General features: G+C 56.1%; 19 protein-coding genes. 12 read left to right on the forward strand and 7 right to left on the reverse strand.

Translation table 11 applies throughout. The annotated features are described in order from the left end of the window. Nucleotides 1-125: 125 nt before the first annotated feature. The 3 genes from SH573x_RS00350 to SH573x_RS00360 form a co-directional block, all read right to left on the reverse strand. Nucleotides 126-1,232 (reverse strand): Rid family hydrolase, encoded by a 1,107-nt coding sequence (locus SH573x_RS00350; protein WP_479352299.1) that lies wholly within the window; start codon nucleotides 1,230-1,232, stop codon nucleotides 126-128. A 115-nt stretch (nucleotides 1,233-1,347) separates the two neighbouring features. Further along, nucleotides 1,348-2,808 carry a PQQ-dependent sugar dehydrogenase gene (locus tag SH573x_RS00355; RefSeq protein ID WP_479352300.1) on the reverse strand — a complete coding sequence of 487 codons (1,461 nt, stop codon included), beginning with the start codon at nucleotides 2,806-2,808 and terminating at the stop codon, nucleotides 1,348-1,350. 68 nt (nucleotides 2,809-2,876) lie between these two features. Further along, entirely contained in the window at nucleotides 2,877-6,509 is a 3,633-nt protein-coding gene (locus tag SH573x_RS00360; RefSeq protein WP_479352301.1) for a 3-keto-alpha-glucoside-1,2-lyase-like domain-containing protein, read from the reverse strand. Nucleotides 6,510-6,862: 353 nt separating this feature from the next. Here SH573x_RS00360 and SH573x_RS00365 point away from each other — a divergent pair, with 353 nt between their 5' ends. Then, nucleotides 6,863-9,103 (forward strand): hypothetical protein, encoded by a 2,241-nt coding sequence (locus SH573x_RS00365; RefSeq protein WP_479352302.1) that lies wholly within the window; start codon nucleotides 6,863-6,865, stop codon nucleotides 9,101-9,103. Between the two features lie 742 nt (nucleotides 9,104-9,845). Further along, nucleotides 9,846-10,643, forward strand: a complete 798-nt coding sequence (locus SH573x_RS00370) for an inositol monophosphatase family protein (RefSeq protein WP_479352303.1) — start codon at nucleotides 9,846-9,848, stop codon at nucleotides 10,641-10,643. Nucleotides 10,644-10,720: 77 nt separating this feature from the next. Here SH573x_RS00370 and SH573x_RS00375 read toward each other — a convergent pair whose 3' ends face one another. Together SH573x_RS00375 and SH573x_RS00380 are read right to left on the reverse strand one after the other, a co-directional pair. After that, nucleotides 10,721-12,100 (reverse strand): ABC transporter permease, encoded by a 1,380-nt coding sequence (locus tag SH573x_RS00375; protein ID WP_479352304.1) that lies wholly within the window; start codon nucleotides 12,098-12,100, stop codon nucleotides 10,721-10,723. A gap of 7 nt (nucleotides 12,101-12,107) precedes the next feature. Further along, entirely contained in the window at nucleotides 12,108-12,848 is a 741-nt protein-coding gene (locus tag SH573x_RS00380) for an ABC transporter ATP-binding protein (protein WP_479352305.1), read from the reverse strand. Nucleotides 12,849-12,974: 126 nt separating this feature from the next. Between SH573x_RS00380 and SH573x_RS00385 the strand changes: the two genes are divergently transcribed. After that, nucleotides 12,975-13,259, forward strand: a complete 285-nt coding sequence (locus SH573x_RS00385; RefSeq protein WP_479352306.1) for a coiled-coil domain-containing protein — start codon at nucleotides 12,975-12,977, stop codon at nucleotides 13,257-13,259. A 175-nt stretch (nucleotides 13,260-13,434) separates the two neighbouring features. On the opposite strand, the gene SH573x_RS00390 is transcribed toward SH573x_RS00385, so the two are convergent. Both SH573x_RS00390 and SH573x_RS00395 read right to left on the reverse strand, forming a co-directional pair. Then, nucleotides 13,435-15,996, reverse strand: a complete 2,562-nt coding sequence (locus SH573x_RS00390) for an ATP-dependent Clp protease ATP-binding subunit (RefSeq protein ID WP_479352307.1) — start codon at nucleotides 15,994-15,996, stop codon at nucleotides 13,435-13,437. A 335-nt stretch (nucleotides 15,997-16,331) separates the two neighbouring features. Next, the gene (locus tag SH573x_RS00395; protein ID WP_479352308.1) at nucleotides 16,332-16,901 is read right to left on the reverse strand and encodes a tetratricopeptide repeat protein; all 570 of its coding nucleotides are present in this window, start codon (nucleotides 16,899-16,901) and stop codon (nucleotides 16,332-16,334) included. Nucleotides 16,902-17,091: 190 nt separating this feature from the next. Here SH573x_RS00395 and SH573x_RS00400 point away from each other — a divergent pair, with 190 nt between their 5' ends. The 9 genes from SH573x_RS00400 to fabG all read left to right on the forward strand — a co-directional run bounded on the left by SH573x_RS00400 (nucleotide 17,092) and on the right by fabG (nucleotide 23,666). Further along, on the forward strand, nucleotides 17,092-17,427 hold the full coding sequence (locus tag SH573x_RS00400; protein WP_479352309.1) for a 2Fe-2S iron-sulfur cluster-binding protein: 336 nt from the start codon (nucleotides 17,092-17,094) through the stop codon (nucleotides 17,425-17,427). Between the two features lie 1,738 nt (nucleotides 17,428-19,165). Then, nucleotides 19,166-19,543 carry a cupin domain-containing protein gene (locus SH573x_RS00405; RefSeq protein WP_479352310.1) on the forward strand — a complete coding sequence of 126 codons (378 nt, stop codon included), beginning with the start codon at nucleotides 19,166-19,168 and terminating at the stop codon, nucleotides 19,541-19,543. 10 nt (nucleotides 19,544-19,553) lie between these two features. Continuing rightward, nucleotides 19,554-19,982: a response regulator gene (locus tag SH573x_RS00410; RefSeq protein ID WP_479352311.1), complete on the forward strand. Its 429-nt coding sequence runs from the start codon at nucleotides 19,554-19,556 to the stop codon at nucleotides 19,980-19,982. Beyond that, complete coding sequence (locus SH573x_RS00415; RefSeq protein ID WP_479352312.1) at nucleotides 19,982-20,434, forward strand: DMT family transporter; 453 nt, start codon at nucleotides 19,982-19,984, stop codon at nucleotides 20,432-20,434. Before SH573x_RS00410 ends, SH573x_RS00415 begins: the two co-directional genes overlap by 1 nt. Nucleotides 20,435-20,551: 117 nt before the next feature. After that, complete coding sequence (locus tag SH573x_RS00420; protein ID WP_479352313.1) at nucleotides 20,552-21,304, forward strand: DUF480 domain-containing protein; 753 nt, start codon at nucleotides 20,552-20,554, stop codon at nucleotides 21,302-21,304. Further along, complete coding sequence (locus SH573x_RS00425; RefSeq protein WP_479352314.1) at nucleotides 21,264-21,590, forward strand: hypothetical protein; 327 nt, start codon at nucleotides 21,264-21,266, stop codon at nucleotides 21,588-21,590. Before SH573x_RS00420 ends, SH573x_RS00425 begins: the two co-directional genes overlap by 41 nt. A gap of 109 nt (nucleotides 21,591-21,699) precedes the next feature. Further along, entirely contained in the window at nucleotides 21,700-21,885 is a 186-nt protein-coding gene (gene rpmF / locus SH573x_RS00430; RefSeq protein WP_479352315.1) for a 50S ribosomal protein L32, read from the forward strand. Nucleotides 21,886-21,890: 5 nt separating this feature from the next. Next, a complete protein-coding gene (gene fabD, locus SH573x_RS00435) occupies nucleotides 21,891-22,802 on the forward strand; it encodes an ACP S-malonyltransferase (protein ID WP_479352316.1) in 912 nt (303 codons plus the stop codon). 102 nt (nucleotides 22,803-22,904) lie between these two features. Then, entirely contained in the window at nucleotides 22,905-23,666 is a 762-nt protein-coding gene (fabG, locus tag SH573x_RS00440) for a 3-oxoacyl-[acyl-carrier-protein] reductase (protein WP_479352317.1), read from the forward strand. The last annotated feature ends 289 nt before the right edge of the window (nucleotides 23,667-23,955 follow it).

The raw sequence follows: 23,955 nt of genomic DNA on the forward strand, positions 1-23,955 counted from the left end.
AACGATCTTTGTTCTTAAGGAAGTGTTCTCTCACTGCCTCATCGACTCCTTCGTTCGCCTAGCCTGCGGCTACGGGTTAAACGATGGAAGCCGATCGTCAAACGTGAGGCAACCGAGGCTAACGCCTACGGTTTAGGGGCGGCGATCATGTCCATGGTGAAGAAGCGACCAGGCATACCAACGCCGGGGACGATTGCCTTGGAGGCAGCCGGCGGTCGGACAGGGTTATAGTAGTTGGGGCGCAGGGCGTTGAGCTGAGTACTGGTGCCTTCGGAACTGCAGAAGTAGGTGGCCTTGACCAGGTGCTCCATATCGCTGCCCGTTTTATCCAAGGCGGCTTGCAGACCGGCAAAGACTTCTTTGACTTCGACATCCGGTTTTAATTCTCCAGGACTGGTACCGTAGAGTCCGCCAATATAGATCGTCTTGGCCGCGTTCAACTTGGTCACGCGCGCGTAAACCGGCGAAGCGGACATACCCAACGGTGCGATGTACTCGATGGGTTGCGGATCTACGACTGGCGAGGAAGCCACGAGTTCAATTTCAACTGGAAAACTCGATTTCCATTCGGTGAAGATGATGGGAATCTTGCGATCGCCTATGACTTTTTCGATGTCCTCGCGAGCGCGCTTTTCAACGCGAATAGGAGTCAAGAAAGCGCGGATTTGCACAACATCATCCAAGCTGAGATCGAAGAACAGCAGCGTATCGCGCAAATGAACCATCGTACTGGCCACGGCTGACGCGGCCGCCTCGGAACGTTCGGCTTGACCCGAAACGTAGAGTCGCGAGCTGGGATGCAGGACGCGACCAAACTCGTTATCTTCGACACGCACACCCTCTTTCGGCAAAGCCTTAAACGCGATGATCACATCGATGCCCAGTTTCGCATCGCCGCCGGAGAGTTTACCCACGGCGACTGTGATAACGGGCAGAGAACTTGCGTACCGCGCGTGAATCTCTTTGGTTAAAGCTTCGATGGAGACATTGTCGACGGCTACCACATTGACCTTAATCAATTGACCGCTCAAACGCTTAACCGCTATATCCACCTGGTCCAGCAGCGGTCCAGGTTCAGCATTGAAGATTTGAAACGAGTGCAACTGACTTAAACCATCGACCACAACGTAAGGAGCCCCGAGCGTCGCGGGTGTTTGAGCCTGGACATGCGAGACGCAGACCAACACGATAAGTGTATAGAGAGGTGCAAGTGTATAGCTTTTGCTGTTCATTGTTTGATGCCTATGGGAGTGTCTGCTTTCGCTCCGCGAAAGGCTGGCTATCCAGTATCTGCGTTCGTGATGCGTTAGGAGACAGTATGGGCCTTTCGCGGAGCGAAAGGAGACATTAGTTAGGAATATAATTCAACGTGTAATACGCGGCATCATGCAGCAGTGGTTCATTGCTGGCCGCGCGAATGCCCTTGGCATGCAGCTCGTGGACGTGTCCGATTTGCAGGCCTTCGACGATCAAGTCAACTTGCATCCCATCGGGACTGACCCGAGCCTCTTTTAGGGTGGGCTTGGTCTGGTCCACTTCTGGACTGCCATATTGTTCGCGATAGACGTAAGTAAAGGTTTCCAGTGTGTAGCTGTCCAGATTGGCCGCGCTAGCAGGGTCGACTGGCTTGGTCAGTCGCAGGGTGAATCCATCGGGACGTGCCCGCATGGTGTGAATTTCAAAGGGCACTTTACCGGTCCAGTTCAAACGTTCGATGGCAAAGTCCTTCGGTCCCCGCGAGCCCCAACCGCGGTTGGTGCCACCGACCAGCAGGGCACCGCTGACATCCATCTCCACCCCTACGACGCCCGACGCGAAACCTGCGCGAAAGGGAAAGCAAGCGCCCTGATAACGTCCTTGCACCTGTTCCAGGTCGACGCGCATGATCGTACTATGCGTTTGATCGCCGACAAACAATTGATTTTCAAACGGACCGAACTTGCCGCCGGTGGTATCGCAGGCCAGGCCGCTGGCCGACTGCCCCATCTTGTTATAGGGAAACAAAACGGCTGTTGGAATTAGATCGCTGTTCACTGCCGCTTCTGCCATCATGCGGCTATCGTTCTTGGGATTAACCGGGGTAGTGCCGGCAAAGGGGGCCGCTTTCTCTGCCCAGCGATTGCCGCCAGGATGACCGACGAATTTACCAGGCACGAGCTGCTTGAGGCCACAAGTACCATTCCAGGGTCCTTGATTGTCCGTGTAGAAAATATCGCCCGTGGCATTGAAGCCGATGCCGCCGGGTGAGCGCAGCCCGTAGGTTGTTGGAATGGTCTCGCCATCGCCAGTGACGCGCATCGCCCAGCCGCGGTAGGGCACTTCGCTGCTGAACGAACCGGTCAAACAGAGCACGACCCAAATGTGACCATCTTTGTCGAACTTGGAACCGAAGGCGTATTCATGATAATCGCCGCTCATGCCCCAGCCATCGGCCACGACTTCGAATTTGTCCGCGACTCCATCGCCATTGGTGTCGCGAATCCGCGAAACGTCGCTGCGTTGGGTTACGTACAGCCAACCATCGCGCTCGACCAATCCCAGGGGTTCATGCAGACCATGTGCAAAACGCTGAAAGCGATCAGCGGTTACTTGCCCCTCCAGAGGTTTGTCGATCATCCAGATCTCACCGCGACGCGTGGCCACTGCCAAACGACCGTCGCTCATCATGTTAAAAGCCCCAGCTTCCAACACGCTGCCGGCGGGAGTTTCAAACGTGGTGAGGCGATAGAAATCGTCTTCAGACGGATCCGCTGCTGTAGTGACACCGGTCGCTAACGTGAATATGACAAAGCAGAGACGAGTGAGCATGTTATTTCGAATATGAACTTGGGTTTTGAGTTTGAGTTTGAAATTGAGTTTTAGATTTCAATCGGGAATCACCAGCGCATCTTCACGACTACATCGGCTGCCTGGCCTTCAATCGCCACGCGCAGTTCCTGCGCGCCGTCAACTTCGACTGTGGATGCTCGGCCGCCGTCAACGCTCAGTTTCAGTTGATCGTTGAGGACATAGCTGTCGCCCGAACCGGTGATCTGGCCGCGAGCTACGCGATAGTACCAACCCTGTAACGGTCCAGCACTTCGCAGACTCAGCCGACGATCCAGCCCAGTCGCTTCATCGGTGTTTACAGGTTCATATTGATCAGAGACATTCACGGAGTGAATCGTATAGTGAAAGGTCGGCTGACCGTGGGCGTCCAAGTCATAACCACCGAAGCGATAGCCCAGCTTTTGGGATTGCGCTTGTGTGGGTGACCTGGGCCAGCGCTCATTGGGACCATCCAACTGAGCCAGTGGCACCGCGGCATCGAACTTGATCACAAAGTCGCCGGCCGGTCCTTGATTGCCGGGTCCACGTCCCACCCAGTGTTTGGCTGCATCGATGAAATCATTCTTCCAGATCAAGCCAAGGTTCATGGTCCCCGCATCCCAAGCCAGATTGACTCGTTGCGGATAACCAACAGCGATCCCGCGCGGGCCCAGGCCTTCGATAAAGTTGCGATAGATAATCGGTTGTTGCTCAGGCACCAACACGATCGCTTCGCCTTCCAGACCCGAAGGTGGTTTGGCTTGTCTGCCTTCTTTCAAGTACAACCACATCGCCTTGATTTGCGATTGCGCGTCACCATCGAGGACACCAGTCAGTACAGACTTGCCCTCAGGAAAGCTGAGTGGCATGCGCGTGCCAGGTCGATACTCGGCAGGCGCTAACATATAGCGATGAAACCAATCGGGGCGCAGGCGCTCGGACATGGTGAGCATATCGATGGCCTGAATACCCGGCGTGCCACGTTGGCCATAGGTATGGCACTTGATACATGCCAGGCCAGTACTGCCCACCAATTTGCGTCCATCGACCAAGGCGGCTTCATGAGTCGTGGCAGGTTCGACCTGTTCACCGCTGGCGATGGAATTGGGATGTGGAGCATGCGCATCCAGTTTTTCCAAACGCCCACGCAGCGCGGACCACATGGCCCGGTCGGTAGCGGGCGCGAACGCTGGCATGCGCGTCAGCATGTAGGGTCGGTCCTTGGCGCCCTCGGCAATGATGCGCTCGATGACCGGTGCGCGCAGTTTGTCACCTACACCGGTCAGAGGTGGAGGGATGCGAGCTTCGTTGCCCATTTCCTTGACAGTTGTAGCAAAGGCTGCATCGCGGCTGGGTTCCGGACCACCAACTTGATTGCGACTGTGGCAGGCGTAACAGTTGAAGCTGGCTAGCGTTTGATGAACTTCATCAGCCTCACTCAATGGCGTCGCCGGTTTTTCCAAGGCAGCTCGAATCGCGCGGCGCTGAGCGGGACTGAGTGCAAAGTCTGGGACCGCCTGGCCGCTGAGTTGATCGGCCAAACAACCGCGATCGGATTTGAGCGAATTTAAGGGCGGTGCAGTGAGCGTACTCGCGAGAGTTTGCCCATCAATTTTGAGTGTATGGCAAGCCGCGCACCCTAGTTTTTGGAACATTTGACTTCCGCCAGTTCTTAGACTAGCTGCCGGCGCAAATTTGTTCGCGACCAGCGGTTTGTGCTGCGCGTCCTGAGTAGCGCTGACCAACAAGGCGATCGGGCTGCGACCGAGACCCGGCCCTTCGATTTCCGCCTCCAAACGTTCTTCGCCTCCGAGTTCGAAATACTCGATACGCACGCGATGCATGCCGGCGGTGAGTTGCTGTTTCTTGGGTTTGAATTCGAATGGATGCACGCCGTCGACACGGATGATCTCTTCGCCATCGATCAGCAGGCGACTGCCATCATCGGATCCTAGATACAATCGGTACTCAGCCGTTTCGTCGAGTTGCAAGAAGCCTTCGAAGACCATCGCAAAGTTATCGCTGCGCTCGGCCAAACTTAGATCCAGCCCCGTGGTCGTACCGCGCTTGATCGGTTCCAGAGATTCAAAGTTGGGCAGCTTGTCCCACGTGCCGTGATACACCGCAGCATTGAACTGGTGCGCGCCGGGCACAATGATCGATTCGCCCAGCAGATAACAAGCGATATCGCGGGCTTCGACCAGGTTGTTGGCCAGTTTAGGCATCAGGCCACTGGTGCGAACGGCGTGTGGATTGGCCAAGAATTTTGTCAGGCTGTCGAGCGTATACTTGCTGAGCAGATTAGGTAGCGGCACGCTGGTTGATTCACTCGACGGCGCGTGTGGTCGCCCGCTGTGGCAGGCGACGCAGCCGATGGACTGATACAACTGTTCGCCGCGCGTCAGTGCCGCTGAGTCGCCGGGCCGATCGATCGGCTCGCCGGTCGAAGCCAGGAAGCTAACGAGTTGCGACACGGTATCGGCCTGCTGTTGGTCATTCATGGCATGCAGCAGGTTGGGCATCGTGGTGCCGGGTTTGGCTGCATGCGGTTGTCCGATGAAGCTAACCAGGTGATCGAGTCGAATGCGCGCACCCACGTTGCTGAGAATGGGAGCCGCCTTGGCCTGGAGCGCAGGATCTGGGGTTGTATGGCAAGCCGCACAGCCCAGCTGGGCGATTAGCAGTCGACCACCATTAACATCGCTGCCCGCATCGCCTTGAGCAAAGAAACGTTCAAAGCCAGGAATGTGCGGCCGAAGGGCTTCGCGCTGCGCATCGCGCGGCAGGATCCAGATATTGCGAAAGCGCACGGGGTTCCCATGATCTTGCAAGTAAATGGGTCCCGGCTGATTCGATTCGGCCAGCGGGGCGGCGGTGGTTGGTCCTGGAACCGTTACATCGCTTTGCACGACGACTCCGTTCAGCCGCACGGTCAACATGGCGTTGGCGATCTTCTTGCCCTCGCCATCAAAACGGGCTGCGGTGAAGTCAACGTCATACGTTTGCCAGCTCAGCGGTGGCAAGCACATGTTCAGATCGGGATCGCGCACGCTGTAAATCCCGCCGGCTTCGTTGTTCTTACCTTCCAAACCAAACGAATCCAGGATTTGCGTTTCATAACGTCCTTGATGATAAACGCCACTGTTGCCTCGCCCTTGGCCCCTGGCCTGCGGCATGAACGGAGTTTGGAACTCGATGTGCAACGAGTAATCGCCAAACGTTGGACGAGATGTAGCGCCTGCCATCAATAAACCATCGTCGCTACGTTTGGCTCCAGGTTGCCAGTTGTCCATCGATGCGGCGGAACCATCAAACAGCACTGTCGCGCTGGCCGGTGGTTTGGCGCCGAGCGTCGGACTGGTCCGCGCGATACGTTTCAGTTTGCGGGCATCGATCAGTTGTTGGACAGTTTGGCCATCGCCATCGGCCCGCTGCGGAGGCGAGCGATCCCAGCCAGCACCCGGCAAGCCGCCCGCATAGAGAGCAAATTCAAAATCATCATCGCCCACGGCGATGACCTGTAACCCCAGACCATTGCCCGCGTATTCGCCTTGAATCTTGAACTCGTCACTTTGGGCATCCTGAGCGAATGCACTGCGTGTCCCAGTGGGAAGTGGCCCAGTGAAAAAAGAGGTCGCCAACAGAGCGACCGCAGACAAGAAACAAGCTTGACGGGGTGACCAAACGAACTGATGTGGCATAGGTGATATCCAAAAGCAAGGAATGGTCAAAAGTATAGACACTGGAACTGCGTGTGGCATAGGCTTGCAGCCAGTGGTCCGTGCGCTTTCTTCTACTGGAGCGCTCGATGCCGCCGAAGCCGTTTGCCAAAAGAGAGGTGTTCAGCTGGTGCAGTTTTGGCGGCATGACCCCGAGCGGCGCTGGCCGTTGAAGTGCGGGTTATAGGCAAAGGAGCGGTGCATAAGCTGCGCGGTTGGCCTGTTTTCGGTTGGTTTCTCTGGCAAAACCCGTCGCTCAAGCCAGTTGGGGAGCGTAAACTGGAAGGAGCCGCTTGATTGCAATGGAACGGGTGAGGCGATGGTCGGAGATAGTTGTGGAAAGTTTTACGGTCCAGTGTACGAGTTGTCAGAGCCGCATTCGCGTTCGCAACCCGAACATGATTGGCCAGATTGCCAACTGCCCCAAGTGCGGCTCGATGATTCTCATCGCGGCCCCGCAAAAAATAACGGTTGAGTCCGGCAACCCAACCGATTCGGTGGCGGTCACCAGAGAAGCTCTGCCCCCACCTGACGCGGACACCCTCAGCGCCAGTCCCGACATCGAATCGGCTTTCCGCATTGCCGGGCTGCCCGAGAGCCATGCGCCTGATCGGCCTGTTCCACAGCCTCCACCGCCACCGGACCAGGCAGATCGCCCAGATGTTCCATTGGCTGCTGATCCACTGGCTGCTGATTTTGCAGTCGACGACAACATGTTCGAGAACTTGTCGCCCAGCGCTTGGATGCCGGAACCAGCTGCACCGCCTGATGCAGATGAAGTCGCGGCCAGTATCAATAACGTCCGCAGCAAACGGTTGGAGGCGGCCAGCAAGTCCAAGCAAATCATGATGATCGTGGGACTCGGCTCGCTGAGCATCCTGCTAGCGCTGGGCATCCTGTTCGCCTTCTTGAATTGGTTTGGCAAGCCAACCAAGACGGTGGCCGATAATAAACCGTCCGTCATCGATCCCGGTAAACCCACAACCAACAATGTGCCCCAATCAGCAGAGACACAATCACCAGAATCACAGTCACCAGACGCACAAGCCCCAGGGGCGCTCGACAATGGAGTCCCGGCGATAACTCCCGCGGCCAACACCGATGCGGCCAACACCAATGCGGCCAACACCGATGCGGGAAATTCGGAGGTAGCAGAGCCAGCGGCTAGTGGTACCGATAGCGACGCGCTGCCCACCGAACAGCCGTCAGATACGCAACCAGCGGCTGCCTCTACTGGCGATTCAGCTGGCGAGGCAACTACTCCTAAACAGAATGGGGCACCTCGCTCACCTGGTGTGCCGTTGAGCAGTTCGATTGCGCCCAGTTTAGATGACTTGCTGGGCTCGACCGATAAGACTGCTGGCGCCGGTGATCAAGCTCCGGCGGTACTGCCGCCTGGTTTGCAGAACTTTGCCAACCTGTTTGCGCCTTCGATTGAACATGTTTTGCCCGATGCAGCCGTACCGGTGGGCAAAGCCCCAGAGGTTCCCGATACTGCACCCAAGCCCTTACCTGCCGATACCGCCACACCGGTTGATGGTCTACCATCCATTGTCGAGAAACGCATGGGCTTGCAACTGGCGGGTTTGTTGATTGACAAGCGTCCGTTATCCGAGACTCTGTGCTCGTTGGCTTTGGTGGCCGACATGCCGGTGATGGCCGATTTGGATTCGATCCTGGCGGGTGGCTTGCCACGCAATCCTCAAATCGATTTTCTAGCCAAGACTCCCACCAAGCTGGGCGATGTTTTCAACGCCATCGAGAAAGAGACCGGCATAGCCTTTGTTCCATGGGAGAACAAAGTTCTGTATGCGCGAAGCTCGGATAAGTTGCTCCAAGAGCGCATTCCTGAGATGCTGCCGATCGATGATTTGGCCAGCGACGCGCAGCAGGCCGAGGCATTGTTGCAGGCGATCAAGGAAGTTGTGCCCGAGATTGCCGACGCGACTGTCAGCGATGGGCATTTGCAATTGAAGCTGACCAGCGAGAATCGGCTGGTATGGTTCCAAGTTGCCCGTTTGCTGCAGTCATGGCGCGCCGTGCAAGGTATCACTAACGAACAGACTGCGGTTTTGGTGCCAGCCAAGAATTTATTACCTGCCTGGTCGGTGCAAACCATCGAGCCATTTGCGCAAACCAGGATTAAGCAAACGCTGACTTCGAAGGAACCGATCGTCCGCAGTTGGCAACGCTTTACCTTCGAAGCCAAAGTGGCCTGCTGGGTCGATTGGTATAGCCTGGCGGCAGCCAACATTTCACCCAGTCAAACTGCCATCGTCGTCAATCCTCAGCGCACACTGGCCGATTTGCTGCAGCATTATGCCGATGTATACGACGTAGTCTTTGCCATCGAAGATGCACGCAACTTGTGGGTCACAACCCCTGAGGCGCATCGCGTCCAGCCGCGCTTGTACTTGTTGCCCCTGGCGGACAGGAGTGCCGAAGAGTGGGCCGAAGAACTTCAGGAACTGGCTCCACTGCATCCGATCACCGGCGAGAACATGCTGAAGCTGGTCCCGGCGCCAGACGGCAAATATCTCTTCGTACGCGCCTGCCGACCGCTTCTGAAACCGTAGCCGCTCTGCTGTCTGGTTAGCTGTAGAGCGGCTGTCCCCAGCCGCTCCGCACCCGGCAAGTTGCTCACCTGTAACACTGGACCGTTGGTCGGAAGAAACTTTGGTTAGTGGGTTCTGAGCAGCTGAGGACAGCTGCTCTACGATGGGCACCCGGCAAGTTGCTCACCTGTAACGCTGGTCCGTTGGTCGGAAGAAACTTGGGTTAGCTGTAGAGCGGCTGTCCCCAGCCGCTCCGCACCCGGCAAGTTGCTCACCTGTAACACTGGACCGTTGGTCGGAAGAAACTTTGGTTAGTGGGTTCTGAGCAGCTGAGGACAGCTGCTCTACGATGGGCACCCGGCAAGTTGCTCACCTGTAACACTGGTCCGTTGGTCGGAAGAAACTTTGGTTAGTGGGTTCTGAGCAGCTGAGGACAGCTGCTCTACGATGGGCACCCGGCAAGTTGCTCACCTGTAACACTGGTCCGTTGGTCGGAAGAAACTTGGGTTAGAGGGTTCTGAGCAGCTGAGGACAGCTGCTCTACGATGGGCACCCGGCAAGTCGGCAACCTGTAACACTGGTCCGTTGGTCGGAAGAAACTTGGGTTAGAGGGTTCCGAGCAGCTGAGGACAGCTGCTCTACGATGGCGTTTCAACGATAACCGCGTTGGCAACTGAGGACAACTGCGCCACAAGACGTGTAAAATATGCAGCCTAACACCTTACACCTTACACCTTACACCTTACACCTTACACCTTACACTATGCTTGACTCAGTCCTAGTTGGTTTCGATGGTCGCTTGGCTGCTGCGCGTTCTTTGGCTCGGGAGGCGGGTGATTCGACGCTCGAGTATTTTCAAACTGATCGCTATGCGGTCGAACGCAAAGGAGATAATTCGCCGGTCACGGTGGCTGACAAGAATGCGGAGCGACTGGTTCGACAGCGTTTGGCCGAGTTGTATCCGGCCGATGCCATTCTGGGCGAGGAGTTTGGTTCGCAAGCTGGCAGCAGTGAGTTCGAGTGGATCGTCGATCCCATCGATGGAACCAAGAGCTTTATTGGCGGCGTGCCGATGTATTCGACTCTGCTGGCGCTGGTTCATCAGGGCCAAGTGTTGGCCGGCGCTATTTACATTCCACCCTTGCAAGAGCTGATCTTTGCCGTGAAGGGCAGGGGGGCGTGGTGGAGCGTCGGCGACAAACCGGCCGAGCGCGCGCAAGTATCCACACGCGACTTGGCGCATGGCATGTTCGTCACCACGCAATTTGATTCGTTTCGCAAGCGCGGCGCTGGCGACGGGCTGCTGGCACTGGAAAAGGTCGCTTACGTCACTAGGACTTGGGGTGATGGTTACGGTTACTTGCTGGTCGCCACGGGCCGAGCCGAAGTGATGGTCGACCCAATTGCCAATCCATGGGACCTGGCCAGCGTCGGAATCGTCATCGAAGAGGCCGGTGGCAAGTTCACCAGCTGGCAAGGCACCTCCAGCTATGCTGATGGTGATGGCATCGGCAGCAACGGAGTTGTGCACGAAGAAGTTATCAAGCTGTTAACTGCATAACTTTTGAGCCACCGGCGTTTGCCACGATTTGAACTCAGAACATACAGCACTAGAGCCGGGCCGCATTTACGCCTGCTCTATTGCAGATAGTTTCTGCGGAAAGCGTAGATGCTCACGGTGCTCAAGCACGCAGCCCACAGCCACTGGATCCCGATGGCTTTGATCATCTTGCTATCCGACCAGGCCAGGCCGTTCCACAGCATGCCTTGAAAGCCTTCCATGGCCCAATAAGTTAGCGTCGACTTGGAGGCGATCTCCAACGGCAAGGGCAAGCTCATCATTTGGACGGGAAACCAACATCCACCCAAAGCGGCCATTACTAAAATGATAATGGTGGCGATGCCATCGCCTTGTTTAGTCGAAGTCGATAGGGTGGCGATGGCCATGCCAAAGCTACCTGCGGTGACGACCCAACTCAAGATCAAGATGGCTAGCGTCAGCGGATCGCGGAACAGTCCCACTTTGAACATCAACTCGCCGTAAGCCATCAGTACGGCCATCTGGATCAAACCCACGATGACCACATACAAAAACTTGCCCAGCAGAATATGTTCGCGGGGCATGGGCAGAGCGATCAAACGACGCAACGTGCCACGCTCGCGCTCGGCCAGTAATAGTGCTCCTGCGCCGGTTAGACTGAACATCATCATCATTACACTGACGCCGCTGATACTCTGCGCCTGTTGAAAAGTTATGCGCTTCGGGCGTTCGGGCGGAGTAATGTCGACATGGGTGACCGGCATCGCGTTGTCGAGCATACTGAGCATGTCGTCCATGTTCAGCTGGTTATTGGTTACTGGATCGCTGGATGTGGGAGCAGGCTCGGGTGCTGCGCCGGCCTGGTCGCCCCAGCCGTCGACGGCCATATCATCGATGCCTGACTGAATCGTCTTTTCAACGGTGTCAAAGATCTCATCGAAACGTTTGAGCTCTGATTCGCTGGCACCTTCGGATTTGATCCAGCGCGTGAGGGCTCCCTTCCACAGGGCGTTATCGCCACTGCCGATAAATGATTGCAGCAGCGCGAATTGCAGGATGCGATCTTCCATTTGTCGGCCGGGATCGCGAATCATCTCCATGTCTGGTGGCAAGCTGCCTGAACTGGAGGCACCGAAACCGGCTGGGATCACCAAGCCGTGATGCGCATCGCCATCGGTGACCATCTGCTGCAGACGCTCCCGATCGATTGGTTCGTCGTCTGGGCGAGGCAAGCAGTCGAGCATGCTCGATTCTCGGAGCGATTGAACAAACTGCTGACTGCGAGCAGAGTTATCCAAATCGACCACCCATAACTTGACTTTGGGCATGCCGCCGGAGCCACCAAAGGCATAGGCCATGAGCCAACCGAAGACAGTTACCAGAGCGATCGGTACCAGCAGGCTGGTTACCAAACCCATCGAATCGCGAAAATACATCCTCAGATCTTTGGCCGTCAAGGCCCAAATGGAAGTCAGCATGAGTTAGTTATTCATCTCGCAAACGACGGCCGGTTAGTTGCAGAAATACCTGTTCCAAATTGGCTTCGGGCTCGCCGATCGAGTGAGCCAGTTCGCTGGCGGTGCCAATTGCGATAATGCGTCCTTCGTTCATGATCGCGATGCGATCACACAGACGCTGAGCCTCTTCCATGTAATGTGTGGTGTAGAGCATCGTCATGCCCGAACGTTTTAGCTCGCCTAGCGAATCAAACAAATGATTGCGGCTTTGCGGATCGACGCCCACGGTCGGTTCATCCAGCAGCAGCAGTTTGGGATGATGAATCACGCCGACGGCCAGGTTCAGTCGCCGTTTCATGCCGCCGCTGTAGGCACTGACTAGATCCGCTTGGCGCGCCGACAGTCCGGCCAATTCGAGCATCTGATCGATGCGTTGGCTGAGCATAGAACCCCGCAAACCAGCCAACTGCCCAAAGAGCTTCAAATTCTCTTTGGCGGTTAAGGTATCATAGAGAGCGAGTTCTTGAGGTACCACGCCCAACAGGCTGCGATCTTGCGTAGTCTTGGCTGGCGCGAAGGGCTGGCCCTCCATGCTCAACTGGCCGGTCCAGCCGCTCAGCAATCCGCAAATGCACGAAATCGTAGTCGTCTTGCCGGCCCCGTTGGCCCCCAGCAGCCCAAAGAGCTCGCCCGGACGAATCTCAAACGAAACATCATCGACGGCCGTCCGCGGTCCATAGGCAAAGCGCAATCGGTTAACCTGCAGCATGGTTCAGTCTTAGAGAAAATTTTTCCAATAGTCCGCGAATTGTTTCGAATAGAATAAGTGATTCGCGACGGCGATGCTGCGATTGAAGGGCGGAAGCCCGTTACCCTATTGATTCGAGGAGCGGCCATGGCCAGTGACCTACTATTCTCAATTTCGGCCCCTTTATTGGCTCAGGCTGCCAGAAGCGGCTTGATCGACCTGCTGATGGAAATCGATAAAGGCAAGCTCGTTTTGCTGTTAATCTTTGGGACCGGAGTGGTCAGTGCGATCGGGTATGCGATCTCCAGCATCATTCGCGCAGCCAACAGCTCAGCTGAAGATACCGAGGAACTGCAAGAGAAGATAGCCGAGCTGGAAGGCCGGATTCGTCAGCTCGAGCAGCAACGCTCGCAAGAGCCGGTTAGTTACTAGAGTGTCTCCTTTTGCTCCGCAAAAGGAACTTGCCTGTCGCGGAGCGACGGCAGGCTAAACAACACGCCTTTCGCGGAGCGAAAGGAGACAAATGAAAACGGGCAGCCAAATTTGGCCGCCCGTTCTGATTTCTATTCTGGCTGGAATCCTAGGTCACTATTACTGTTGGGTAGTACTACTGTTCGGTAGTACCGGCAGCGGCAGTGACGACGGGTTCTTCGGCTGGTGCGCGGTTCTCACCGTGGAAACCCAGTCGCTTGGTCTTGCCTTGTTCATCTTTGATCGCATCGACCACGATCGTGTTGGTGCCTTCGAAGGCGCCTCGCAGAATTTCTTCGGCTAGCGGATCTTCGACGCGCTGTTCAATCGCTCGACGCAGTGGACGAGCTCCGTAGTCGAGGTTCGAACCGTTCTTGATCAAGAACTCCTTGGCGACATCGGTCAGGATCAGACCATAACCACGATCGGCCAGGCGTTCGCGAACCTTCGATAGTTCGAAGTCGATCACACCCTTCAAATCTTCCTTGGTCAAGTGACGGAAGATAATGGTATCGTCGAGGCGGTTAAGGAACTCAGGGCGGAAGACGCGTTCCACTTGGTCCATCACGCGAGCCTTCATCGCTTCGTACGAGCTGTCTTTGTCCGGCGTACCGAAACCAAACTGCGCTTCGTTCTTGATCGCTTCGGCACCAGCGTTGGTGGTCATGATCAAAATCGTGTTTCGGAAGTCGACGTTGCGACCAAAGCTATCGGTCAGGCGGCCTTCTTCCATTACTTGCAGCAGCATGTTGAAGACGTCTGGGTGAGCCTTTTCGATTTCGTCCAGCAGGACCACTGCGTAGGGACGGCGTCGAATCTTCTCGGTCAGTTGTCCGCCTTCTTCGTAACCGACATAGCCCGGAGGGGCACCCACCAGTCGACTGATGTTGTGCTTCTCCATGTATTCGCTCATGTCGATCTGGACCAAGGCATCGGCATCACCGAACATGAATTCGGCCAGCGCCTTGGCCAGCAAGGTCTTACCGACACCGGTAGGACCAGCAAACACAAAGCAACCTGATGGTCGACGTGGATCCTTCAGACCGCTGCGGCTACGACGTACAGCCTTGGCGACAGCCGTGACGGCTTGTTCCTGGCTGACGACGCGCTTGTGCAGTTCGTCTTCCATCTTCATCAGTCGAGCGCTGTCTTCGGTGCTCAGTCGAGTTAGTGGAATGCCGGTCATCTTCGAAACAACTTCGGAGATCACTTCTTCGTCGACGACGCCATCGGTCTCACGACTCTTTTCGCGCCACTGACGAGTAATGGTTTCTTTCTTCTTGCGCAGCTTGTCCGCTTTGTCGCGTAACGAGGCAGCTTTTTCGAAGTCTTGGTTAGCAACCGCGTCTTCTTTTTCTTTGTTCAGCTTCTCGATATCGTCGTCGATATCTTTCAAGTCGGGTGGCTTGCTCATCGTACGCAGTCGGACGCGCGCCCCGGCTTCGTCGATCACGTCGATGGCCTTATCGGGCAAGCAACGCGCGGTGATATAGCGTTCGCTCATTTCGACGGCGGCCACTACGGCTTCGTCGGTGATCTTGACGCGATGGTGCTCTTCGTAACGTTCGCGCAAGCCCTTGAGGATTTCAATCGTCTCGTCCTTGCTGGTGGGTTCGACGATGATTTCCTGGAAGCGGCGAGCCAGCGCGTTGTCCTTCTCGATGTACTTGCGATACTCATCGAGGGTGGTAGCACCGATACATTGAATTTCGCCACGAGCCAAGGCTGGCTTGAGCACGTTAGCGGCATCGATGGCACCTTCCGCACCGCCGGCACCTACCAGCGTATGGAGTTCGTCGATGAACAGGATGGTGTTTTTGGCGCGACGCACTTCGTTCATGACGGCTTTGATGCGTTCTTCGAACTGACCGCGATACTTGGTACCGGCGACCATCATGGCCAAGTCCAGGACCACGATACGCTTATCCGAGAGGATCTCGGGCACATCACCATTGATGACGCGTTGTGCAAAGCCTTCGACAATCGCTGTCTTGCCGACACCGGCTTCACCCAACAGGACTGGGTTGTTTTTGGTACGGCGACAGAGAACTTGAATGGCGCGTTCGATTTCGCGAGCGCGGCCGATAACGGGATCGAGTTTGCCTTGCTTGGCCAGTTCGGTCAGATCGCGACCGAAGCTATCCAGAGCGGGCGTCTTGCTCTTGGAGCCTTTGCTGGAGCTGCTGGGTTCGCCAGTGCTAGCAGCACCGCCACCAGTGCCTTCACGTCCACCGCGTTCGCCGCCTTCACCGCTCTCCATGCCATGGCCGAGCAGGTTGAGAACTTCTTCGCGAACGTCTTCCAGTTTGAGACCCAAGTTCATCAGGACTTGAGCGGCGACACCTTCTTGCTCGCGCAAGAGGCCGAGCAGAATATGTTCGGTGCCGACGTAGTTGTGATTGAGATTGCGAGCCTCTTCCATCGAGTACTCGATAACTTTTTTGGCCCGCGGCGTTTGAGGCAGCTTGCCGATCGTGACCATCTCTGGACCGCTTTGGACAAGTTTTTCAACTTCCAAGCGAATTTTGCGTAAATCGACATCGAGGTTCTTAAGAACGTTGGCGGCGACACCGCTACCTTCTTTGACCAGCCCCAGCAGGATATGCTCGGTACCGATGTATTCGTGGTTAAAGCGCTGAGCCTCTTGATTGGCCAGCTGCATGACCTTGCGAGCGCGATCAGTGAATCGTTCGTACATGTCAAAACCTCTTTTCTTTTGTCAGGGGTCTTTTTTGGGAAAGACCCAGACGCTCACAGGAGGACCGACCTCATGCTGGTGTCCTACCTGCGTTTTGGCAGGCATGACAACTAGTAATAGGTGCGGGGACGCAAAAGGTGTACCGAGCACGCATGTGTCAAAATGGCAAGACTAAGGGAAGTTATACTCTGCGCAAACCCCACTTCGTCGACTTCCCACTCCAATTGGGATGCTCGCTGGCCGATGGACCCCCATAACTCTAGGACACGCGATCGCGGCGAATAGTGCGCGTGAGCGAAAACAATTCAATTGTCGCCGGAAAACGCCGCCTATGTTTATTCTACCGGTTTTGACAGTTGTAAATGTGCATCGTCAGTCGGTTCGGCTTGCCGCTGCTCAATAAGCCGCTTTTCGCGTCGAATCTCAAACGCCCAACGGGCCGCGGTGTCCAAGAGTTCCAGCTGTTCGATTCTGCGCATGGCGGCATTCAATCGTCCAGAGTGTCGCAAAACACCGACCAGCAGCAGTTGCGATTCGGCATCGCGTGGCGATTCGGTCAGAATGGCATGCAGCAACGATTCGGCTTCGAACCAGTTGCCCTTCAAATATTCGCGTTGAGCTTGTGCAAAGCGATCATCACCGGCGACCGGGCCGGCGTCCAGTTGCATTTGACCCCAGCGCCAATGACTGCGCAAAGTCTCGATTACCCAAAAGACGAGCATGGCCAGCCAGCACAACGTCACCAGCCATGGCCAAAACCAATTCGGCCATACGAAGGTTGCTAGCATGAGCGCACAGAGAGCCCAGCCGAAGGCAATCGCCCCCAGCAGGCCGGTGATATTGCCTCGCCACCAGGCTTGGGCAAGACCTGGCCAGAAACAGCTGAGTCGATCTGGTGCCAGCATAGGGTAGTGTATGTCGCGTAAGGAAACGGGTTATGCTATCGAAAGCTTTAGCGGAAAGTGCCGCTGTGCGTCAAGGCTTTTATTCTTATGAACTTAACCCAGAAAGAAGTTTGCCGAGCTGACGGGTAATGCAGCGATGGAGAGATTCTCGGTTGCGCGTTACCTTTCGCGGAGCGAAAGGAGACATACGATGCCAAAGATCAGTGTGGAGAATGGTGCCACGGCAGAGGTGGCTGCGGGCAAGCGACTGGTGCTCGCTTTGACTGAGGACTTGGGCGCGGATCAACTGCATGCTTGTGGAGGCAAGGCCCGCTGCACGACATGCCGGGTAGAAATTTTGTCCGGCGAGCCCGAAGCAATGCGCCCGGCTGAAGAAGCCGCCTTGGCTTCGCGGCAACTGTCCGGCGTCAGGCTAAGTTGTCAGATCGCTTGCGAGCAAGACATGACGGTGCGCGTCATCAGTCGCTTTGAAGGATCGGGTCGCAAGGACGCGGGCAGTCCCGTGTCACCTCAGATGGAACCATAGGTGTGGCATAGGCTTCCAGCCTGTGAATTCAGCCTTGAGCATCAACCAAATAAAAACGGCTCGTCAGATTTTACCCTGACGAGCCGTTTTCTAGTGAACGCATCTCGGGACTACCGGTGCTCTGCTAGGACCTTGCGGTCTTAGCGAACATAGCTGGTAGCTTGAATGACGCGTCGATTGCTTTGCAAGTATGCACTTGGATCAACAACTGGTGCTGGAGGCATAGGAGCAGCTTCAGCAGCAGGAGCTGGAGCGGCCGAGCCACCACAGCTGTTGCATGAGCTGCAGCCAGCCGATGGGCAAGCATCGCAAGCGCTGTCGCAGCCGCTATCGCAGCCGAGTTTCAGCTTGTGCTTGAACAACTTGCTCAACAGACCGCACTTCTTAGGACCACAGCCGCAACCTGAATCGCAGGTAGCAACTTCGCAGCCACAGCTAGGAGCTGCACCGCAACCGCCGGCGCATGGATCGCTGCATGCAGATTCACATCCGCAGCTAGGATCAGCAACGCCACAGGTTGGTTCGCAGGCCGAAGCACAGCCGGTGTCACATCCACACTTGTGGACTTTCAACTTCGAAATCAGGTGGTCCTTCTTGCTCTTAGCTGCACAGAGCAGCTCGAGCAGAGGCTTGCGACGTGGCTTGCAGCAAGCGGTTTCGCAACCACAGCTAGGAGCGGTTTCGCAACCGCAGCTAGGAGCAGCGCCACAACCACCGCCACAGGCTGATTCAATTCCACAGCTTGGGCCGGCGCCACAAGCCGATTCGCATCCGCAGCTTGGGTCAGCAGCACAGCCGCCACCGCAAGCAGGAGCGGATTCGCATCCGCAGCTTGGATCAGCAGCACAGCCACCACCGCAAGCAGATTCGCATCCGCAGCTCGGATCAGCAGCGCAGCCGGTGTCACAGCAGGTGCTGTCACAGCCGCAGCCCTTCAAGCCGAGCAGTTTGTCAAGCAAACCGCCAGCAAAGCTTGGGGTACACAGGCTAGCGCCGAGTACCAAACTTCCAACAAGCATGTTCCATTTCATCGAGTTACAACTCCTAAGCGATGAACCATTATCCTGGCACGGTTTGGCCTAAATTAGTCGGGGGTGAAGTTTGGCCGAGACCGGTTTCGACGTACGAAGTCGTCGACGAAATCGCTCTCGGGGCCGGAACGGCCACAAACTTTCGCTTGCAAGCAAACTACTCATTTGACTTCGTTGTGCCGCTGATGGTCTCCGCTCGACTTGCTACGGGGCAAATCGAGCTGGTGCCTGCACCACCGAAGTTACGGTCGTCATCCGTATTCAACCTTTGCCAGTCATCGGATGAGCCATTCCTTGGGCTCCTGGGTGATCCGACGTCTTTTACCCTCAGGCCACCATTAACCATCCGTCACACCATGTGGATCCTTTGGGTAAAAGAGGGTATCGGCTGAGTTTCGAGAAGTGCTTGAGAGCCGTAAGTCATTTTTGGCAGCGGCACTTAGGGCTATTCATCTGATAAGATTTGAGGCCTGAATAAACCTTGCCAACTGGGCTCTTTGATCGTCCATCCCTGTGCGTTAAAGAAGGCAAAGTCGTATGATACAGCTTGCCTGTTCACTACTTTGGTCACGACGCCTGCAGCGGTGGCGAGCAGAAAATAGTTGGAAAATATAACTTCCGTGCCCCCTGAGGCGGCCACTCGCCACACCTGAGCAACTGTGCAAAATGGCGCGGCACAGCCACCTACTTCTCAAAGCGATATCCTCATGAATTCACGCGAAAAAACGACATCTGTTCCCCAAGGCGTCGATGTCGTTCACTATTCGCAACTTAAGGGCATACCTTGCCCTTGTGGTATCGCCAAGCGGGGTTTTATGGACTCGCCGCAGGTCCCATATTCGCTCCACATCACTACGATCAGCCAAGAAGCACGCACGCACTATCACAAACGGATTACAGAAACATATCTGGTCTTGGAGTGCGAGGCCGGTGCCACGTTGGAGGTCGATGGCCAGCAACTCCCCCTGGAACCGGAAATGGCTATCCTGATTCCGCCCGGGACTCGCCATCGCGCGATAGGTAAAATGAAAGTGGCGATTGTCGCCTGGCCTAAATTTGATCCCAAAGACGAATGGTTTGATTAACGGATAAACAATGATGGGTACCAACAAAACACCGCGCGTTCTAGACGTGGGCAACTGTGGGCACGACCACGGGATGATCAGCAGCATGCTCCAACGCAACTTTGCAGCTGAGACGATCGCCACCGATAGCGCTACTGAAACTCTCGAACGCTTGGCCCGCGAGTCCATTGACTTGGTACTGGTCAATCGCAAACTCGATCACGACTACAGCGATGGTATCGAAGTGATCAAGCTGCTCAAGCGACACCCCGAGTTCTCGTCGATACCCGTTATGATGGTCACCAACTACGCAGACCATCAGGAACTGGCCGTACAAGCTGGCGCTTTGCCGGGGTTTGGCAAGAAGGAGCTGGCCAGCGAGCAAACGCGGCAACGCTTGGCAGCCGTACTGCGAGCTGAACAACCGGCGGCACCGGCGCCTGTGTCGGGTAAGCTCTAATGGATCGATTCTTGTGGCTGACCCCGATGCTAGCGGTCGTAGCCGGTTTTGCGATGGCCGTGCAACCAGCGGCCAACGGCACCCTGGCACAGCGCTGCGGTCATCCGTTGCAAGCTTCGATTATCAGCTTTGGTACCGGCTTTCTCGCCCTGTGTCTGGTCGGGTGCCTGCTGCGCGTAGGCGTTCCTCAACCGAGTCGACTATCGGGCTTGAGCCTCTGGGCTTGGACCGGCGGACTGCTGGGTACCTATATGGTGACAGTGTCGTTGCTGGTGGCCCCTAAACTCGGCGCGGCTAACTGGATCGCGCTTGTTGTGGCCGGCCAATTGGGTTTGTCGCTGGTGCTTGACCATTACGGATGGCTCGGATTTCGGCCGCATCCCTTGTCGGTCTCGCGCGTGGTGGGGGCCTGCTTTTTAGCTACAGGCGTTTTCTTAGTTTTGCGTTCTTAAGGCAGGGTGATATCGCCCCTACGGCGATTTCCCACGTCGTACAGGGTGCATCCCTCGTAGCCGCTTCGGGGTATGATGGTGGCCTTGAACGATTCTTGGTGTGGCGAAAGAGAACTAATGACTGAACAAACGGAAGCTCCACAATGGACGGCGATCAACTCCAGGCAACGTCGCTTGTTGGGCGTGATGATGGAGAAAGCCAAAACAACGCCCGATGCATACCCACTGTCACTTACCGGGCTGGTGACTGGAGCGAATCAAAAATCCAATCGCCATCCGCTGATGAGTTTGACGCCAGAACAGGTGGAAGATGAACTGACGGTCATGCGCAAGATTGGAGCTGCTGCCGAAATTCAAGGCAGCGGACGAGTGCCCAAGTACCGGCACTACGGTCACGCCTGGTTGGGTGTCAAAGGCGTCGAAGCGGCGGTGATGATCGAATTGTTGCTGCGGGGCCATCAGAGTGCGGGCGATCTGCGGACGCGGGCCAGTCGCTTTGAACCGATCCCAGATTTGGCAGCTCTGCAAACGGTGCTCAGTTCGTTGATGGAAAAGAATCTGGTGATTGCCTTGACTCCAGCTGGTCGCGGGCAATTATTCACCCACAATCTTTACCTGCCCGAAGAGCTCGATGCGCTCCGCGCCAAGATCAGTTTGCCAGATGAAGATGGCGAGTCGGGCTCGGCTCCGTCACCGCGAGCTACCATGGCCAGCGATTTGGCTGCAGCTCGCGCGGAGATCGAAAGGTTGAAAGCCGAAAACGCGGCCCTCCGGGCCGAAATCGACGAAATGAAATCGCCATTGCCACCCGAGGAACTTTCAGAAAACAATGACGTTGAATCGATTGAAAGCCCTGACGCTGCTCTCTGAGTGCACCGGTGACGATATCTGGTCGGTCGAGCACTGTCGGTTGCGGGGCATTCCGGAGATGTGGATCGAAGAGCTGGAAGATTGCTTTGAGTCTGGATTCCGCGCCGACAGTCAGACGATTTACTACCAACAGCGGATCGTCAATCAGTATCTCGGGGTGCGCGATGTTGATTTGGCGATCAAGCTAGGTGAATACCTGGGCATCGACGTCTCAGCCCTCCAGTCCACGGCCGCCAGCCGCGCTCGCCTGGTGCTGGCCATTCGACACGCGATTGAAGAAGAGTAGAGATCATGGCTTGACAATCTGGCACTTTGCCAATACCTTGCGGAGCTCTGCTAATTTACAGATCAGACGATTAACCGCCATTTGATAGTGTTTTTGAGGGATTCCTGCCATGGCTGTGCCAAAGCGACGCCATTCGAACTCACGCACCGGTCGCCGCCGGAGCCATCATGCCAAGAAACCCAAGCAGGCAGGCTTTTGCCCCCAGTGCAGCACATCCGTGCCAACCCACGCTGTATGCCCCAAATGTGGCTACTACATGGGGCGTAACGTGGTCGAGATGAGCGACGAAGGCTAACGATCTTGGCCTCCATCGCACTTCTTTTTCCAGGCCAAGGTGCGCAGACTGTTGGGATGGGACAGGGTCTGCTGAGCAAGAGTTCGACTACGCGCGAACTTTTCGATCAGGCTCGAGACATCCTGGGCTTCGACCTGCTGGAAATTTGTCTCACTGGCCCAGCCGATCAGCTCAATCGCACTGAGTATTCTCAGCCGGCTCTGTACGTCCACAGCTATGCGGCCCTCTCGCAGCTTGTCAGCGAGCGTCCCCAGTTATGGGACGAGGTCGGAGCAGTTGCCGGATTGAGCCTCGGGGAATACACGGCTATCGCGGCCGCAGGTGGCCTTAGCTTTTCCGATGGCTTGAAGCTGGTTCATGCTCGCGGCTTGGCGATGCAAGCAGCCGCCGATCAGGTTTCCAGCGGCATGGCCAGCGTCATTGGTCTGGACGTCGACAAGCTGCGCCAAGTTTGCCTGGCGGTGACTCAAGGCACGGAGTTTGTCGAAATCGCCAATTTGCTCTGCCCTGGTAACATCGCCATCAGCGGCCACGTGGCGGCGCTGGAGCGCGCCGAGCAGGCAGTCGTTGAGGCCGGCGCGATGAAAGCGATTCGTTTGGCAGTCGCTGGAGCCTTTCATACGGCGCTGATGCAACCGGCTGTCGGTCGCTTGACTGAGGCGCTTTCGCGAGCCGAATTTTTGCCGACCTGTGTGCCGGTGTACTCCAATGTCGATGCGGCCCCGCATAGTCAACCCGACGAATTGCGCGGTTTGTTGGCTAGGCAAATCGTAACACCTGTTTTGTGGGAAGCTTCGCTGCGCAACCTGTTAAGCGCGGGCTTTAGTTCGTTTATTGAAATAGGTGCCGGCAAAGTTCTGGCCGGTACGCTCAAACGCGTTGATCGCAAAGTTGCCTGTGAATCCTTTGGCGATTGAGGCTTGTAGGGGAATTGGGCTAATGGCCCATGCGGTAGGCTGCACCCATTCGGGGCGCCAGCCGATTACGCTGACTTCTAAAGTAGAAAGCAATCCGTCAACATGAGTCAGATTGGTTTATCGGTCGATCTTCAAGGTCAAATTGCGATTGTAACTGGTGCCTCGCAGGGCCTGGGTAAAACCTGTGCAGCTCGCTTGGCTGAGAATGGGGCTACGGTCGTCTGCGTTGCCCGCAAAGCGGAGAAGCTGGCTGCGACCGTTGGCGAGATCGAAGCCGCTGGAGGCAAAGCCCTGGCGATGCCTTGCGATGTATGCGATCGCGCGGCCGTGAAGCAACTGTTTGCCGACGTGCACGATAAATTTGGCAAGCTGGATATCCTGCTGAACAATGCCGGGATTACCCGCGACACGCTTTTGCCGCGCATGACCGACCAGCAATGGGACGAAGTAATTCAAACGAACTTGACCAGTTGTTTTCTGTGTTGTCGGGCGGCGTCGTTGACGATGATGTCGGCTCGTTATGGACGAATTATCAACATGGCGAGCGTAGCGGGATTGATCGGCAATCCAGGTCAGACCAACTATTCTGCCTCCAAGGCTGGGATGATTGGTTTGACTCGCAGTTTGGCCCGCGAACTGGGTAAGCGGAAAGTCACTGTCAACGCCGTGGCTCCTGGTTTTATTGAGAGCGAAATGACCGAAGTTTTGGGTGAAGAGATGCTCAAAGAGGTCAAGGGTCGGATCCCGGCCAACCGTTTGGGCGCGGCTGATGACGTGGCCGCTGTTGTACTGTTCTTGGCCAGCTCGGCAGCCAGCTACGTAACTGGCCAGGTAATCACCGTAGATGGCGGCTTAACCGTTTAATCCCAAGTCCCGTGGTTTGACCTGGTGCCTTAGGCGAGGGGACGCTCCCTAGCCCTGGAGCAACTGGTTAAAGGCTGGGCTTTAGACTTTCCGGCACGTAATAACCTACCTGCCTTGACCAAATTTGTTAAAATCTTCTATCTTCTTGGCTTCAGTTGACTCGACCCCGTCAGCTATAGCGATAAAATCCGTTCGAATTTCCAGCCGTAGCGTTAATGGCTCGAATCGTAATTGGACGTCGCCCCCGTAACCAATCGGCCAGCGCGGCCAGGGTCGCGTTTGACCACAA

It is taken from the genome of Rania fehmarnensis (assembly GCF_056494185.1).

Bases quoted from the DNA above. Each gene is read 5' to 3' on its own strand.
- SH573x_RS00350 (WP_479352299.1), bottom strand. From the start codon at position 1,232: ATGAACAGCAAAAGCTATACACTTGCACCTCTCTATACACTTATCGTG.
- SH573x_RS00355 (WP_479352300.1), bottom strand. From the start codon at position 2,808: ATGCTCACTCGTCTCTGCTTTGTCATATTCACGTTAGCGACCGGTGTC.
- SH573x_RS00360 (WP_479352301.1), bottom strand. From the start codon at position 6,509: ATGCCACATCAGTTCGTTTGGTCACCCCGTCAAGCTTGTTTCTTGTCT.
- SH573x_RS00370 (WP_479352303.1), top strand. From the start codon at position 9,846: ATGCTTGACTCAGTCCTAGTTGGTTTCGATGGTCGCTTGGCTGCTGCG.
- SH573x_RS00375 (WP_479352304.1), bottom strand. From the start codon at position 12,100: ATGCTGACTTCCATTTGGGCCTTGACGGCCAAAGATCTGAGGATGTAT.
- SH573x_RS00380 (WP_479352305.1), bottom strand. From the start codon at position 12,848: ATGCTGCAGGTTAACCGATTGCGCTTTGCCTATGGACCGCGGACGGCC.
- SH573x_RS00385 (WP_479352306.1), top strand. From the start codon at position 12,975: ATGGCCAGTGACCTACTATTCTCAATTTCGGCCCCTTTATTGGCTCAG.
- SH573x_RS00390 (WP_479352307.1), bottom strand. From the start codon at position 15,996: ATGTACGAACGATTCACTGATCGCGCTCGCAAGGTCATGCAGCTGGCC.
- SH573x_RS00395 (WP_479352308.1), bottom strand. From the start codon at position 16,901: ATGCTGGCACCAGATCGACTCAGCTGTTTCTGGCCAGGTCTTGCCCAA.
- SH573x_RS00400 (WP_479352309.1), top strand. From the start codon at position 17,092: ATGCCAAAGATCAGTGTGGAGAATGGTGCCACGGCAGAGGTGGCTGCG.
- SH573x_RS00405 (WP_479352310.1), top strand. From the start codon at position 19,166: ATGAATTCACGCGAAAAAACGACATCTGTTCCCCAAGGCGTCGATGTC.
- SH573x_RS00410 (WP_479352311.1), top strand. From the start codon at position 19,554: ATGATGGGTACCAACAAAACACCGCGCGTTCTAGACGTGGGCAACTGT.
- SH573x_RS00415 (WP_479352312.1), top strand. From the start codon at position 19,982: ATGGATCGATTCTTGTGGCTGACCCCGATGCTAGCGGTCGTAGCCGGT.
- SH573x_RS00420 (WP_479352313.1), top strand. From the start codon at position 20,552: ATGACTGAACAAACGGAAGCTCCACAATGGACGGCGATCAACTCCAGG.
- SH573x_RS00425 (WP_479352314.1), top strand. From the start codon at position 21,264: ATGACGTTGAATCGATTGAAAGCCCTGACGCTGCTCTCTGAGTGCACC.
- rpmF (WP_479352315.1), top strand. From the start codon at position 21,700: ATGGCTGTGCCAAAGCGACGCCATTCGAACTCACGCACCGGTCGCCGC.
- fabG (WP_479352317.1), top strand. From the start codon at position 22,905: ATGAGTCAGATTGGTTTATCGGTCGATCTTCAAGGTCAAATTGCGATT.